We start from the raw sequence: 14,850 nt of genomic DNA on the forward strand, positions 1-14,850 counted from the left end.
CTACATACCGTGGAAGAGTAGGTCGCCGCCTTCCTTATATTAAAACCCTTAATTACATAACGTAATTAAGGGTTTTTTTATTTACAAGAATTTTAGTTTTAAACCAAAGCATAAAAAAATCTGCACAAATTTAATTATGCAGATTCATATAGCAATTTTCTCGTTAATTAAGAAGATACTAAGCCAGCTCGTTTTAGCAGTGCTTTAGGGCCAGGTTCTTTACCTCTAAACTCTTTATAAAGTTTTGTGGGTTCTACTGTTCCTCCCTTTTGAAGAATATTCTCTTTGTACTTTTTAGCTACAGCTTCATTAAAAATCCCTTCTTCTTTAAAAAACTCAAAGGCGTCAGCATCCAATACTTCCGCCCATTTGTAAGAATAATATCCAGAACTGTATCCGCCTTGAAAGATGTGACCAAAAGCAGTACTCATGCAATTATTATACACTTCTGGTAAAAGTTCAGTCGATTTAAAGGCTTTATCTTCATGTGCTTTTACATTGTCAATTCCTTCAGTACCCGTCAGCGCATGCCATGCCATGTCCAATTTCCCAAAGCTAACTTGTCTGGTGGTTTGTAAGCCCTCCATAAAGTTAGACGATGCTTTTATTTTTTCAATATACTCAATTGGTAAGACCTCATTCGTTTCATAGTGTTTTGCAAAAAGTTCTAAAGCTTCTTTTTCATAACACCAATTTTCCATTAATTGACTAGGTAATTCTACAAAATCCCAGTAAACAGAAGCTCCTGAAAGGGATGGATAGGTTGTATTCGCATTCATGGCATGCAGTGCATGACCAAATTCATGGAACAGAGTCGTAACCTCATTAAACGTCAAAAGTGATGGTTTTTCTTTCGTAGGTTTAGTGAAATTGCAGACTATCGAAACCTGTGGCCTTTCTTCCACACCTTCATAATTAGACTGATCTTTATAGGTTGTCATCCAGGCGCCATCTCTTTTGCCCGGTCTAGGGTGAAAATCTGCATATAAAGTGGCAAGATATTTATCACTTTCATACACTTTATAAGTCACTACATCTTTATGGTACACCTCTAGAGTTTCCACTTTTTCAAATCTAAGATTGAACAATTTTGAAGTGATTTCAAACATACCTTTGATGACCTGATTCAACTCGAAATAAGGTTTTAGATCCTCTTCGTCCAAATCAAACTTTTTTTGCTTTAGCTTTTCAGTATAAAAGGCTTTATCCCATTTCTGAAGGTCTTTAATGCCATCACTTTCCTGAGCAAAGGCTTTTAGCTCTTCCATCTCTTTTTCAGCAGCAGGCAGAGCTTTTTCTAGAATATCATCAAGAAAAGATTCTACATTATCTATACGTTTAGCCATTCGTTCCTGAAGAACAAAATCAGCATGAGAGTTAAATCCAAGAAGATTTGCTCTTTCTAACCTTAACCTTACGATTTCTAAGACGTTTTCTTCGTTATTGAATTCGTTATCTTTAAAAGCTTTTGAACCAAAACCTAAAAACATCTGGTTTCTCAATTTTCTGTTCTTAGCAAATTTCATTACAGGAATGTAAGTGGGATAATCTAAAGTCAAAATATATCCATCTTTGCCTTTATCTTTAGCGGTGTCCCTGGCAGATTCTTTCACAGAATCTGGAATTCCATCTAATTCAATTTCATCAGAAATATGTAATTGAAAGTTATTGGTTTCAGCCAATACATTTTCTCCAAACTTTAAGGAGGTAAGGGATAATAACTTATCGATTTCTCTTAATCGCTCTTGTTTTTTCTCGTCTAAATTAGCTCCGTTCCTGGTGAAATTTTTATAAATCTTATCAAGTAACATGATCTGTTCTTCAGTAAAATCATGATTTGACTTATCTTCATAAACCTGTTTAATCTTATCAAATAAACCTTTATTCAGAAGTAAATCATTATTAAATTCACTTAACAAAGGTGAAATTTCCTGAGCTAATTTTTGAATTTCTGGATTCGTTTCAGCTGAATTCAGATTAAAAAAGATGCTCGCAACTCTTCCCAACTGATCCCCTGAAAATTCTAAGGTCTCAATTGTATTTTTAAAAGAAGGTTCTTCAGAATTGTTGATAATGGCATCAATTTCATTTCTTGCTTCTTTCAGACTTTTTTCAAAAGCAGGTTTAAAATGCTCAGTTTTTATCTTTGAAAATGGTGGGTGATCAAACTTTTGTAATAATGGGTTTATTTCTGACATAAATTATTTTTGATTTTAGCTTTTTTCTTCTTTGTTGAAGTAAACGAGGTAATAGAACATCTGGCGATCTTCATCCCAGCCTTTTTCTATAAATTTTTCAGCGCTGTCACCACTTACAAAATCCAACTTGATCTGTACATTGGTATCTAGATTGATCACACTTTTTATTTTCTTTCTAGCGGCAGTGACTGCCGTATTGGATATGGGAAAATCCGAAAGGTCTTCAACTTTATATTTAGGAGCTTTCTCTGTTTTATAATTTTGAAATTCAGGTTCTAAAGCCGGATTATCAATCACATCTTTTAGAAAATTCTGTTCATTAAAATTATCATTAGAGGCAAAGTGGTTCATGGCTTTATTCATAAAAAGCACTTCTTGTTGTTTGTCTTCAGCAGGCAAAACAACATCTTTAGCGAAATTCTCACAGAATTTTAGGTACTTCTTGGTATAAAAATTTTCATCTTCAAAAAAGTCCACCTGAAGAAACTGCTCAAGCCAATATTTGGTATCGTATTTATTGGAATCTACTGAAAGAATCTTGTAACCGTTTTCTTTTTCAGTATTGAAAATTAAAGCGCCTTTATCTAATTTATTCAAATAAACGCCTTGTTGGAGTATGACATCCAAATTATTTTGCTTTTCTTCAAACTGAAGGAAATCGTGTTTCAGCTCAGATTTAAAAATTCCAACGGCTGATACTTTTTCATTGTCGATGAGCATATTTTCAAAATACACCACATAAACTTCACCACCTTTAATATGCTGATGCTTAGATTCTTCAAACAGAAGTCGAGTTATTTTCTTGGAAATCGAATGACTTTCCAAGGGATTATTGAAAATATCAGTTGTTAAATTATAAAGCTCATGAAATTCTAAATCTGTATCGTGAACAAAGTGATAGTAGTTTTCCTCTTTATCTCTAAATGACTTTAAGAAATATTCTTTGATGAGAGGTTTTAATTCATCTGAAAGTTCGTGTGGTTCTTCTGAAATAAATAGAGACTCATTTCGGCTTTTATTACCTACACGATGTATGGACATGCTCTCAATCTGAGCACTAAATAAGTTGATCATATAACACTATTAATTAATCTATGGATAAGTTGGTTTTAATTCCAATTTTCATCAAAATCGAAGTCATCTAAATTTTCGAATTCTATATCGTCGTCAGTATCATCATCAAAATCATCTAATTTTTCAGCTTCGAATTGCTTTTCGGGAGGAGATTCTGGTAACTGGCCCTGAGCAAACATGAGGTTTGGATAATCCTGACCATCTTCGGGTTCGGTAATATCCGCCAGTTCGACGTAAAATGTCCACATATTGAAAAAATCATATACGTAGATCATTTTGGTGTCTTTTCTAGAAAATACCGAATCCAGTGAGGTTTCATTCATCATATTCACATTGCCTTTTCCGTCACTCATATCAAAGAGTAAATACTCTTCACCTTGGTTCCACTCTTCATCACTCTTGTAAAATGAGGCCATTTCGGTACCATCGAAACCAAAGGCCTGAGCAATAGAATTGTGAAGATCTTCCAGAGTGGAAGTGTCTCTTATTTCAATATCTCTTATGACATCGTCCAGTACATCTAAAACGATTCTATATTTGTAAATCATCACTTAAGTGTTTTTGTAATTAGTTTAGCTTCAAAACTTTGCATCAAAATATAAAATTGTATTCCGAATAACAAAGCTGCAAAAACTAAATGTAAAGGTTGTGTAAGGAAAGGAAAATCTAAGTAAAACATAGCAATTCCAGTTAAGATTTCAATAATTAAAATGATCATCATCCAATTGGTGAGTTTGAAACCGAGATTTCTCGTTTTATTTAACCACCAGATTCCAAGATTGATCAGTAGTACTAAAATTGAAAATGATCTGTGTGCATAAAATACCAATGTTGGATTTTCCAGCCATTCACTTTTATTTGAATAACCAACCAAATCGACTTGTTCATCTACAAACTGCCTAACTTGAGTTCCCATAGCTACTTGGATTAGACTAAGTATAACGGCAAATACGAGAAGATTTCTAAAAGTAAACGTACTTTTTAAAGATGAGTCTTCATTTGATGATAACTTTAAAATATAAATGAGAAGTGCTACAAGTAAAAGTGCAACAAGCATATGAATAGTAATTCTTACAGGCGATAAAAGGGAATAGACTACGGTTGCTCCCAGCCAAGCTTGGAAAAGGAGTAAAATAAGTGCTAATATTGAAAAGAGAGTTAGCCTCTTATCTTTTTTCCATTGTGCAAAGGAACTTATGGTCATAATAAGTATGGCTATTCCTGACAAGGCCCCTAAAAGTCTGTTGATATACTCTATCCAGGTATGAGATGCATTGAATTCAGCATAGTCATGTTTCTCATAGTTATCCCAATGTGTTTGTTCAAAATCTTCAGATGAAGTAAAAGCTTCTTTAGCTACTTTTAGTGACTTATCTACAATGATGACCTGGCCTTTAAAATAGTCATGATTTGGTTCCCATTCCAATTGGCGTTCTTCAGTCGGGGGTATATAATACCCAAAACATTTTGGCCAGTCTGGACAGCCCATTCCGCTTCCTGTCATTCTTACCACAGCTCCAGCTATTATGACCAGATAGATAATTATGATAGAAGCCTTTATCGATTTTCTAAACACGTTTTATAGTTTTTTTCAAAGATAATTTTTATGCGGCAGTTGACCCATTAATTACCAATTTTACAAGTCTATTTTGGGAGGTTTTTGAGGAAAATTAAGCTTGTTGTTTAAATCCATAGACCTCACCCTCTTTTAGCATAAACTCAAAAGCGGCATCATATTCATTTGGAATAACTCCATCTAAAATGGCTTCTTTGATTTTTGCCTTGATTTCACCTACAGCTTGACAAGGTTCGATATTGAATGTTTTCATAATTTCAGTACCAGAAACAGGCGGCTGAAAATTTCTCACTTTATCGCGCTCCTCAACTTCTTGAATTCTATCTCTCACGAGTTTGAAATTGTTGTGATATTTCTTGTAGCGTTTAGGATTCTTAGTGGTAATATCCGCTTCACAAAGTGTCATTAAGTCTTCCAGGTGTTCGCCAGCATCATGCACAAGTCTTCTCACTGCAGAATCTGTGACGTCTTCATCCACGATAGCAATAGGTCTAGAGCTCAGTAAAACAAGTTTTTGAACAAATTTCATTTTATCATTCAATGGCATTTTCAACCTTTTAAAAATTTGGTACACCATTTTAGACCCTTTGAATTCATGACCATGAAAAGTCCAGCCTATTTTTTTATGAAAACGCTTGGTCGGGGCTTTGCCAATATCATGCAATAAAGCCGCCCAGCGCAACCAAACATCGTCTGTTTCTTTGGAAATATTGTCTACCACTTCCAATGTATGCCAGAAATTATCTTTGTGTTTTTGCCCTTCGATTTCATCTATGCCTTCAAGGTTGGTAAGCTCTGGAAGTAAGCGTTTGAGTAATTCAGTATCATGAAGCGATCTTAATCCTACAGAAGGTTTTTCGGATTCTAAGATTTTATGCAGTTCGGTGACGATGCGCTCTTTGCTTACAATATCAATCCTTGAAGCATTGTCTTGAATAGCCTTAAGTGATTTAGGTTCAATCACAAAATTGAGTTGAGAAGAAAACCTTATAGCTCTTAGCATTCTTAAAGGATCATCTGAAAAAGTAATTTCTGGATCTAAAGGGGTTTTGATGAGCTGAGTTTTTAAATCTTGTAAGCCCTCAAATGGATCTAAAAGTTTTCCAAAATGGGCTTTGTTCAACTGAAGCGCAAGCGCATTGATAGTGAAATCTCTCCGGTTCTGGTCGTCTTCTAGAGTTCCATGTTCTACTTCTGGATTTCGACTGTCTTCAGAATAAGATTCTTTTCTGGCACCAACAAATTCAACTTCAAGATCAAAAACTTTCAGCATGGCTGTGCCATAGGTTTTAAAAACTTTTACTGCAGGTTTTCCAGGTAATTTTTCTGAAACTTTTTTAGCCAGTTCAATTCCGTCGCCAACTGCAACAATGTCAATATCTTTAGCTTTGCCGCGCTTTAAAAAGAAATCCCTTACGAAACCACCGATGACGTAAGCATCTATATTGAGTTCATCGGCAGCCTCAGAAAGAAAATCAAATATTTTATGTTGTAAAGCTTCTTGGTAATAAGTTTCTGACATTTTATTTGCGAATCACTTCAACCTTTCCATCAAGGTCTAGCTTGATAATTGTGGAAGGGTTTTTATTTTTATTAGATTGGTGCAAATTTACAACATAGTCTACGCCTTTTAAAATCTCCTCTGAAATTTCGAAGAAGTTGGCAGGTGTTTTTTGTCCGCTAATGTTGGCTGAAGTAGAAACAATTGGTTTTTTGTATTTCCTGACGAGTTCTTTAGCAAAAATATCGTTGACAACCCTAATAGCTAGGGTGTCATCATCAGCTATGAGATTGGTAGCTACTCGTATGGGGTTTTGATAAATAATAGTGGTGGGTTTGTCTGCATACTTAAGAATATCGTAGGCTACTTCTGGAATTTCTTCCACATATTGATTCAGCATTTTGAAGTCAGATACCAGGCAAATTAAAGACTTGTCGTTGGACCTTTGTTTTAACTCGTAAATTTTATCGATTGCTTCTGCATTGGTTGCATCGCATCCAATTCCCCAAACGGTGTCGGTAGGATAGAGGATAAGTCCTCCTCTTTTAAGGGTTTGTATGCACTCCTGTATGGTCTCTTTTTGATCTTTCATATATTTTCTTAAATTATTTTTCAACAACTGTGGCAAATTGGACATAAAAGATATCTGAAGCTGTAAAAAATAATAATAAATTATAAATATAGGGTTTCAGGGACCTCGTTTTATTGATTCCCTTATGTGTTATAATTTTAAACCCTAAGTTTTTGTACATTCTTTCAATACTTTTTTTGGTAAAAAACCTAATGTGAGTATGGTCCAATACACCACTATCTTCATATTTCCAGTCTTTTTTTAAGATAAGCATTTTTAAAGCACTGTGATATCTTATATTAGGCAAAGAGCTTATTATTTTACCCTTTTCGGTAAGTTTTTGTTTCATTTTTTCGAGAACCATATATGGGTCAAAAAGATGTTCTAAGACATCATTGAAGTAAATTACATCAAAGTAATTGTCTGGTAAATCATCAATAAATTTTTCACATTGACCTATAAACACCTTGTCCAGTACTTTTTGAGCTTCTTTGGCATGAGACTCCATGTATTCAATTCCCCAAGTTTCCGTTTGATACAAGTCCTTGATTTGTTTAACAAAAGTACCCTGTCCACAACCTACTTCTAAAACTGTTTTTGCATTTTTAGGAAAAAACTCTAACATTTCAGGTCTCTCTTTTTTATAGTATATATCTTTTTTATCTTGATAATCCATAGTGTGTTTTTAATTGAAATTTCTGAAATAGTTTTTGTTCTGATACAGATAATTATCGAAAAGAATTATTTTATTTCTTTAATAAATTTTTTCCAGAACTTTTTAGTTTTATCTTTCTCAAAGCCATGGCATCCGAAAGGCAATTTATTATTATTGAGTTTCATGCCCAGAGCAGGTTTTCTGTCTAATGAGAATTTTGCAGCAATTTCATAATTGGGGATAGAAAATTTTTCAAACTTAGGAGCAATTATAGACCAAAATACATCTTCAATACCGTACAATGAATGACTTTTATAATTTTCTATAAGTTGTCTATGTTTTCTTGTGAATTTTAAAAATGTATCGATTTTTCTTAAAGATAAACCACCGTTCCCAACTTTATTAAATATGGGGCCTCTCTTTTTAACTTTTTTGGATCTAAAAATTTTCACTAAAAAACGTTCATCCCTCAACCAAGGAGCTCCAATGTAATCGTAATCCTGATCACACCAGAAATCTAATTCGTCCTTAAATAAATATGCGTCCAACTGGTGGATAAGTATAAATTTAAAACCAGAGAACCTTTCATAAAATTCTTCACTGAGCATGAGTTTATTGTAACTTTCGATACTCTTAAAGTAAGAATCATTAAACTCTTCTTTTTTAATATCTATGGTTACTTCAGAAGATAACTTAATTGATTTAGGACACGCAATGCATAATTTTTTAGCTCCATATAACTCTAAAAGATTTTTGATAACCATAACTTCATTATGATTTAATGTATCCTTGTAGATAGGGATAACGATTGAGATCTTTTTTGATTTTGCAGCCAATTACTTTTTATTCATATTTAATGATATGCAAAGGTAGTCAACAAAAGTGTTTGTCACTACGAATTAATATAGTAGCTTGAATTTCTTTGATTTTTAAAAGATCAAAGAAATTTATTTTAAAATTGGTTCCCACAAAGAAGCAATTATTTCTGGCTTGTATGAATTGACTTTTAATCTAGAAAATTTAGATTTTACTTTGCATTCGGGATATTCCAAATCAATTTTATGTAAACAATTTTCTAAATTTCCTTCTTTAAAAAGATATCCGGTTTTAGTATCGATAATTTCTTTAGGGCCTGGATGCATTGGGGCAACTGGGATTAATCCATGGGCCATGCCTTCAATTAGACTCATGCCAAAGAGCTCTTCCCACTTGTTATTTCTTTTTGAGTTTAATATTATGAATTCGTGTGAGCTTAAAAGTTTAGAGAGGTCATTCCTTTTTGAAATATAATTATGATAAGTAATGTTTGGACAGGAATCGGCAAATTTTTCAACAAGGTTCTTTAATTTACCTTTACCTACAATAGATAGCTTGAATTTTTTATTTTGAGAAAATACTTTTAGTAACTCATAAATTCCTTTTTCCTCTAATAATCTACCGACATAAATAAAGCTTTTATTTATTTTTTTAATGTCTATTGTAGGTCTAAATTCATGATCTACAGAATGATTTACTATATGTACTTTATTTTTATTTAGATCATAATTTTTAAGTAAACTTTCTTTTGAAACTTTCGTAACAGTATAAATTTCTATTGCCAAAGTTTCTAACAAATATTTCCAATCATCAAAAACATCCTGATTAAGTTTTTTAGTTTTAGGATGAAAACTTTTGTCCCAACAAGACCAGGAAGTATGATAGTAGATTTTATGATTTTTCAAAAATTTCAGGAGAAAACTTAATTTATGATCGAAAGGCGCTATTCCAAATACAATTTTTTTATTTTTTGTAAATAACAAACTAGAGAGAAAAAAAAGATTAATCAATTGTTTCTTAAAGGTGTTAAAATCCAATTTCAATATTGATTTAAAAGCTTGACTTGCTATTGAAAACTCTCGATATTTTAATTGTATGCTTTTCGAATCCAATAAAGATTGTAAACCAATATAATGGCTATCAGCTCCATTTTTATGTAAAATGTAAATTTCAGTCCTATTCATAAATTGAAATATCAACAAAATTAAAATAATATTCAATGGCATTAGAAAATATTTAATTTGAAAAGAAGTTTAGATTTGTAATTTAAATATTATTATGACTTCAAAATTCAGTTCAGATTTTTTAAATTATAAAAAGGAATTATCAGATATTATTAAAAATTTTGATAGTAATGGTCAAATCTTTGGAAGTGGAGATAGAAATGTGATCAAAACTATTGAATTTGAAGGTATTACTTTAAATATAAAATCTTTTAAAGAGCCTAACTTTATCAATCAAATCGCTTATCAATACTTTAGAAAATCTAAAGCTAAACGTTCTTTTGAATACGCTACTATTTTAAAAGACAAAGGTATAGGTACACCAGATCCAGTTGCTTATTTTGAATTTAAGAAAGGTATAGGCTTTGGTAAATCCTTTTATATCAGTAAGCATGATTTGCCAGACTTAACGTATAGAGAATTAGTACATAATCTTAACTATCCCAATCATGAGCAAATTTTAAGAGCTTTTACAAGATTTACATATGAGCTCCATGAAAAAGGGGTCGAATTTCTAGATCATTCTCCTGGAAATACTTTAATCTATCTGAACGATAAAACTTATAATTTTGCATTAGTCGATCTGAATAGAATGAGATTTAAGCAGTTAGATTTTAGAGAACGAATGTTTAATTTCAGAAGGTTAACCCCGCAAAAAAGGATGGTAGAAGTGATGAGTGATGAATATTCCCAACTCATTCAGAAACCAAAAAAAGAGGTATTCGAATTAATGTGGGAATTTACACAAGAATTCCAGAGAAAATTTCACAAAAAACAAAAACGGAAGAAACTACTAAAATCCTTTTTTTGAATTTTTTATCATTTCATCCAGAAATGGATAACGTTTATAAACACTTAAAGCGTTTAGGTAACATATAGTTAATCCTTTTCTGCCGTCTAAAAACCCCAATCTTATTATATAACCATGAATAAATTTATAAAGTGGTTTCACATAATAATGATATGGATTTGGTTCGACTTTTTTATTATACAACTCTTTAGCCTTAAGTTTAGCATAACTCAGCATCTTTCTTTTGTAAGAATGATAATTTTGATATGAATAATGAATCAACTTATTTTTGAGTTTTCCTTGAGAACCATTGACACACAAAACTTCGTGAACTAATCTCTCTTCTGTATATTTCGCTTTGCTCTTTTTGAATAATCGAATGTTTTTGTCGGTTTGCCAACCACTAAAATGAAGTGGTTTGTCCTTAAACATGAATTTTCTGTAGAAAAAATAGGCATCCGCAGGATTTTTTGAATTTACTGTTTCAAGAATCTCTTTTTTTAACTTTTTGGTTACTCTTTCATCTGCGTCTAGGAAAAGAACCCACTCAAATTTTGCTTTACTTAGAGCATAATTCCTTTGTTTAGTAAAATCTTCAAACTGGTGCTGATATATTTTGACATTAGGGTAGTTTTTAGCTATCTCAATTGTTCTATCTTTTGAAAATGAATCAACTATTACAATTTCGTCCGCAAAATGTAAATTTTCAATTACAGATGCGATGTTATCTTCCTCATTTAAAGTTATTAAAAGTGCCGATATTTTGGGCATAATAGAAATAGTTGTTATGAAATTATTAAATCAAATATATAAGACTGCTTTACGTTCAAATTTTCCAACATGTAAATTTTCTAATCATTAATGTGATCTATGAAGCTATTAAGCTTATGGATCACAAATTTCGGTTCTAGTTTCTTATATAATTCTAAACTTTTTGGTTTCAGGTCTTTGTATCTTTTTACTTCAAAATAACTCGGTATTATTTCATCCAAATGTATGGAAACGTTCTTTTTTCCATCTTCAAAAGAACTCCAAGTTTCCTTGTCAATCCATGGAGAGAAAATCGTAAATGTGGGTATATCTATAGCTTTAGCCATATTAACGGCGCCTCCCTCATTTCCGATTAAAGCATCACAATGCGATGTAATACTAATAAATTCTCTTATACTATCTCCTGATATTCCTAAGTAGATGTTTTCTTTTGTTTTATCCTGACAGAGATTATATATTTTTAAAACCTCTTGTTTTTGGTAAGGGATATAATTGAAAATAAGTTGTGCATTGCTATAATCAACAATATGATCTAAAATTTGAACCATAAATTCAGACGGGTAAGTTTTAAGAATGTCGCTTCCTAAAACACTTATCATATAAAGTGGCCTGGATAAATCTAAGTTGAATTTTTCTAGTTTAGATTTTGCTCTTTCAATTTCACTCTCTGAAAGATAAATCTTCGGCTTACTCCTTAATACAGACTTTAGATTTAGTGGGGATAATAATTTTAATCTATTATCGATAGCTAATCCAGATCTAGTCTGAGGTGTTTTGGAGATATCGATAGTATGAGAATAAATAAATTTTGTGTATTTCTTTTTCCAGCTTACTTTGGTTTTTGCACCAGAGAAAAGACTTATCAAGTTGCTTTCTAACTTACCGTAAGCATCTATAACTATATTATATTTAGCTCTTCTGATGTTCTTTAGGAATTTGTAAAAAGCAAACTTACTGGATCTATATTCATCCTCAAAAACAACAACTTTATTTATATAAGGATTGTTTTCAATAACAGGTATTGTAAATCTGTTGACCAAATAATGAATTTCAGCATTTGGGTAATTCAATTTCAAATTTTCACAAATAAGACTGGAGACGAGAACGTCTCCAATCATTTTTTGCTGAATTACCAATATCTTCATTTAGATAAAATTATTTTGATCTATTAATTATACTGCTACATCATAAGTCCTTAACGCATCATTCAAAGAGGTTTTCTTGTTGGTGCTCTCTTTTCTTTTTCCAATAATTAAAGCACATGGGACATTAAATTCTCCAGCTGGAAACTTTTTGGTATAACTGCCAGGAATCACCACAGATCTGGCAGGAACAACACCTTTCATTTCCACTGGTTCAGGTCCTGTTACGTCAATAATTTTGGTTGAAGCCGTTAAAACTACGTTTGCACCAAGCACTGCCTCTTTTTCCACTCTTACACCTTCGACAACGATACTTCTCGAGCCTAAAAAGGCATTATCTTCTATTATTACTGGAGCTGCCTGAAGTGGTTCTAAAACACCGCCAATGCCAACACCTCCAGATAAATGAACGTTTTTGCCTATTTGAGCACAGCTACCTACGGTAGCCCAGGTGTCTACCATTGTTCCTTCATCTACGTAGGCTCCAATGTTTACGTAACTTGGCATCATGATAACACCGCTTGAAATGTATGCGCCGTGTCTAGCTACTGCGTTTGGAACCACACGGATTCCTTTTTCTTTATAGCCTTTTTTCAAGGGCATTTTATCGTGGTATTCAAATATTCCAGCCTCTAGAGTTTCCATTTTTTGGATAGGGAAATAAAGAACAACTCCTTTTTTAACCCATTCATTGACTTGCCAACCGTCTTTTGTAGGTTCTGCACAACGCAATTCTCCACTATCAAGTTTATCAATTACAGTTCTAATGGCATCTGTAGTTTCCTTTTCATGTAGTAAATCTCTGTTATCCCAGGCTTCTAATATTTTTTTCTTTAGATCTTCCATTATTAATTTTTTTGCGAAGATAAGGTTTATGCTTAAATACAAAATAAGGACTTGTGCCTTATATTTGCTGTATAAATAAGTTTATGAAAACTAAAGTTTTAGCCTTAGATTTTGGAATTAAGCGAACTGGATTAGCTATTTCTGATGAAATGAAAATGATAGCTTCTGGTTTAAAAACGGTTGATTCTAGAAACTTAATGGAAGAATTGAAAGCTCTTATACCAAATGAATTTATCGATACACTTGTAGTGGGGGAACCAAAATTTACTGATGGGAAGCCAATGCAATTGGAGAAAAACATATTATTTTTTATTGAAGATGTACAAAAACTATTTCCAGATCTTAAGATTGTGAGAATGGATGAACGTTTTACTTCAAAAATGGCTTTTCAGACCATGATAGATTCTGGATTGAAGAAAAAGCAGAGACAAAATAAAGGTTTAGTCGATGAAATAAGTGCGACAATTCTGCTTCAGAATTACTTACAGTAAGTATTAGAACTTTAAAGTTCCTAATTGTTAATATCAAAAGAAATAAAACCTGTATTTTTGCACTTTTAAATTAAAAGGGTTCATGCCCTCTCACTTAAATTTGAGATTATGATATTACCAATTGTAGCTTATGGTTCTCCAGTTTTAAAAAAGAAAGCTTCAGAGATTTCTAAAGATTACCCTAAGTTAGAGGGGCTTATAGAGGATATGTTTGAAACTATGTACAATGCGAGTGGAGTAGGACTAGCAGCTCCTCAAATTGGATTATCGATCCGGCTATTTGTCATAGATGCAAAACCATTTTCTCAAGATGAATCTCTAAGTGAAGAAGAGGTAAAAGAATTGGAATCCTTCAAGCGTGTTTTCATCAATCCTAGAATAATTGAGGAAGATGGTGTAGAATGGGACTTCAACGAAGGTTGTCTTAGTATTCCAGATGTTCATGAAGACATTTTTAGAAAGCCTGAAATCAAAATAGAATATTTAGACGAAAATTTTAACCAGCAGACTGAAACTTTATTTGGTCTCCCAGCTAGAGTTGTTCAGCATGAATATGACCATATCGAGGGTATCCTATTTACTGATAGAATTTCAAACCTAAAGAAGAGATTAATAAAGAGTAAATTAAATAATATTACTAAGGGTAAAGTTGATGTAGGTTATAAAATGAAATATCCTCTAGCTAAAAAAAATCGCTAAAGCCAATCTATAATTTAAACAAATTGCATATTTGCCAGCAAAAAAATAAAAAATGAAACTAGACAAAGTATTATCTATATCTGGGAAACCAGGACTTTACGAACTGAAAGCTCAAACCAGGGGTGGTTTTTTAGCCGAGTCATTAGTTGACGGCAAAAAAATACCAGTGAGCATGAGAAATAACGTAAGTATACTTAGTGAAATTGCTATTTATACATACACTGAAGAAATCCCTTTAAGAGAAGTCTTCCAAAAAATCTATGAAAAAGAGGAGGGTAAGCCCTCAATAGATCATAAATCTTCAAAAAATGAATTGACAGACTATTTTAGTGAAATTCTACCTGAATATGATGATGATAGAGTTTATCCTTCTGATATTAAGAAAGTTATACAGTGGTATAATCTGTTGATTTCTAAAAATATAACCGATTTTTCAGACCCAAAGGAGGACGAAGAAACGAAAAAAGAAGAAAAAGAAAACTAAACAAATAATGTTT

General features: G+C 32.4%; 16 protein-coding genes. 4 read left to right on the top strand and 12 right to left on the bottom strand.

The features are described from left to right. Positions 1–167: 167 nt before the first annotated feature. The 9 genes from ACFQ0R_RS10710 to ACFQ0R_RS10750 form a co-directional block, all read right to left on the bottom strand. The gene (locus tag ACFQ0R_RS10710) at positions 168–2,198 is read right to left on the bottom strand and encodes a M3 family metallopeptidase (protein ID WP_379658372.1); all 2,031 of its coding nucleotides are present in this window, start codon (positions 2,196–2,198) and stop codon (positions 168–170) included. A gap of 15 nt (positions 2,199–2,213) precedes the next feature. Further along, the gene (locus ACFQ0R_RS10715) at positions 2,214–3,272 is read right to left on the bottom strand and encodes a nucleoid-associated protein (RefSeq protein ID WP_379658373.1); all 1,059 of its coding nucleotides are present in this window, start codon (positions 3,270–3,272) and stop codon (positions 2,214–2,216) included. 35 nt (positions 3,273–3,307) lie between these two features. After that, positions 3,308–3,820, bottom strand: coding sequence for an IS1096 element passenger TnpR family protein (locus ACFQ0R_RS10720; protein ID WP_379658374.1), 513 nt, complete (start codon positions 3,818–3,820; stop codon positions 3,308–3,310). Further along, entirely contained in the window at positions 3,820–4,848 is a 1,029-nt protein-coding gene (locus tag ACFQ0R_RS10725) for a COX15/CtaA family protein (protein WP_379658375.1), read from the bottom strand. Before ACFQ0R_RS10725 ends, ACFQ0R_RS10720 begins: the two co-directional genes overlap by 1 nt. Before the next feature lie 94 nt (positions 4,849–4,942). Further along, entirely contained in the window at positions 4,943–6,370 is a 1,428-nt protein-coding gene (locus ACFQ0R_RS10730; RefSeq protein ID WP_379658376.1) for a CCA tRNA nucleotidyltransferase, read from the bottom strand. A 1-nt stretch (position 6,371) separates the two neighbouring features. Next, positions 6,372–6,941, bottom strand: a complete 570-nt coding sequence (locus ACFQ0R_RS10735) for an L-threonylcarbamoyladenylate synthase (protein WP_379658377.1) — start codon at positions 6,939–6,941, stop codon at positions 6,372–6,374. 13 nt (positions 6,942–6,954) lie between these two features. Further along, the gene (locus ACFQ0R_RS10740) at positions 6,955–7,596 is read right to left on the bottom strand and encodes a class I SAM-dependent methyltransferase (protein ID WP_379658378.1); all 642 of its coding nucleotides are present in this window, start codon (positions 7,594–7,596) and stop codon (positions 6,955–6,957) included. 65 nt (positions 7,597–7,661) lie between these two features. Further along, positions 7,662–8,411, bottom strand: a complete 750-nt coding sequence (locus ACFQ0R_RS10745) for a DUF5672 family protein (RefSeq protein WP_379658379.1) — start codon at positions 8,409–8,411, stop codon at positions 7,662–7,664. Positions 8,412–8,522: 111 nt separating this feature from the next. After that, positions 8,523–9,575, bottom strand: coding sequence for a glycosyltransferase family 4 protein (locus ACFQ0R_RS10750; RefSeq protein ID WP_379658380.1), 1,053 nt, complete (start codon positions 9,573–9,575; stop codon positions 8,523–8,525). Positions 9,576–9,669: 94 nt separating this feature from the next. Here ACFQ0R_RS10750 and ACFQ0R_RS10755 point away from each other — a divergent pair, with 94 nt between their 5' ends. Further along, a complete protein-coding gene (locus tag ACFQ0R_RS10755) occupies positions 9,670–10,425 on the top strand; it encodes a lipopolysaccharide kinase InaA family protein (protein ID WP_379658381.1) in 756 nt (251 codons plus the stop codon). On the opposite strand, the gene ACFQ0R_RS10760 is transcribed toward ACFQ0R_RS10755, so the two are convergent. From ACFQ0R_RS10760 to ACFQ0R_RS10770, 3 genes are all read right to left on the bottom strand, one after another. After that, a complete protein-coding gene (locus tag ACFQ0R_RS10760) occupies positions 10,408–11,175 on the bottom strand; it encodes a glycosyltransferase family 2 protein (RefSeq protein ID WP_379658382.1) in 768 nt (255 codons plus the stop codon). The genes ACFQ0R_RS10755 and ACFQ0R_RS10760 overlap by 18 nt on opposite strands. Before the next feature lie 80 nt (positions 11,176–11,255). Continuing rightward, the gene (locus tag ACFQ0R_RS10765) at positions 11,256–12,320 is read right to left on the bottom strand and encodes a glycosyltransferase family 9 protein (protein WP_379658383.1); all 1,065 of its coding nucleotides are present in this window, start codon (positions 12,318–12,320) and stop codon (positions 11,256–11,258) included. A gap of 27 nt (positions 12,321–12,347) precedes the next feature. Beyond that, on the bottom strand, positions 12,348–13,163 hold the full coding sequence (locus ACFQ0R_RS10770) for a 2,3,4,5-tetrahydropyridine-2,6-dicarboxylate N-succinyltransferase (protein WP_379658384.1): 816 nt from the start codon (positions 13,161–13,163) through the stop codon (positions 12,348–12,350). An 83-nt stretch (positions 13,164–13,246) separates the two neighbouring features. Here ACFQ0R_RS10770 and ruvX point away from each other — a divergent pair, with 83 nt between their 5' ends. The 3 genes from ruvX (at position 13,247) to ACFQ0R_RS10785 (ending at position 14,837) form a co-directional block, all read left to right on the top strand. Then, complete coding sequence (gene ruvX, locus ACFQ0R_RS10775; RefSeq protein WP_379658385.1) at positions 13,247–13,654, top strand: Holliday junction resolvase RuvX; 408 nt, start codon at positions 13,247–13,249, stop codon at positions 13,652–13,654. A gap of 108 nt (positions 13,655–13,762) precedes the next feature. Continuing rightward, positions 13,763–14,353 carry a peptide deformylase gene (gene def / locus ACFQ0R_RS10780; RefSeq protein WP_379658386.1) on the top strand — a complete coding sequence of 197 codons (591 nt, stop codon included), beginning with the start codon at positions 13,763–13,765 and terminating at the stop codon, positions 14,351–14,353. A 52-nt stretch (positions 14,354–14,405) separates the two neighbouring features. Next, a complete protein-coding gene (locus tag ACFQ0R_RS10785) occupies positions 14,406–14,837 on the top strand; it encodes a DUF5606 family protein (RefSeq protein WP_379658387.1) in 432 nt (143 codons plus the stop codon). Positions 14,838–14,850 lie beyond the last annotated feature (13 nt).

The organism is Psychroflexus salinarum (assembly GCF_042677225.1).
Taxonomy (GTDB): domain Bacteria; phylum Bacteroidota; class Bacteroidia; order Flavobacteriales; family Flavobacteriaceae; genus Psychroflexus; species Psychroflexus salinarum.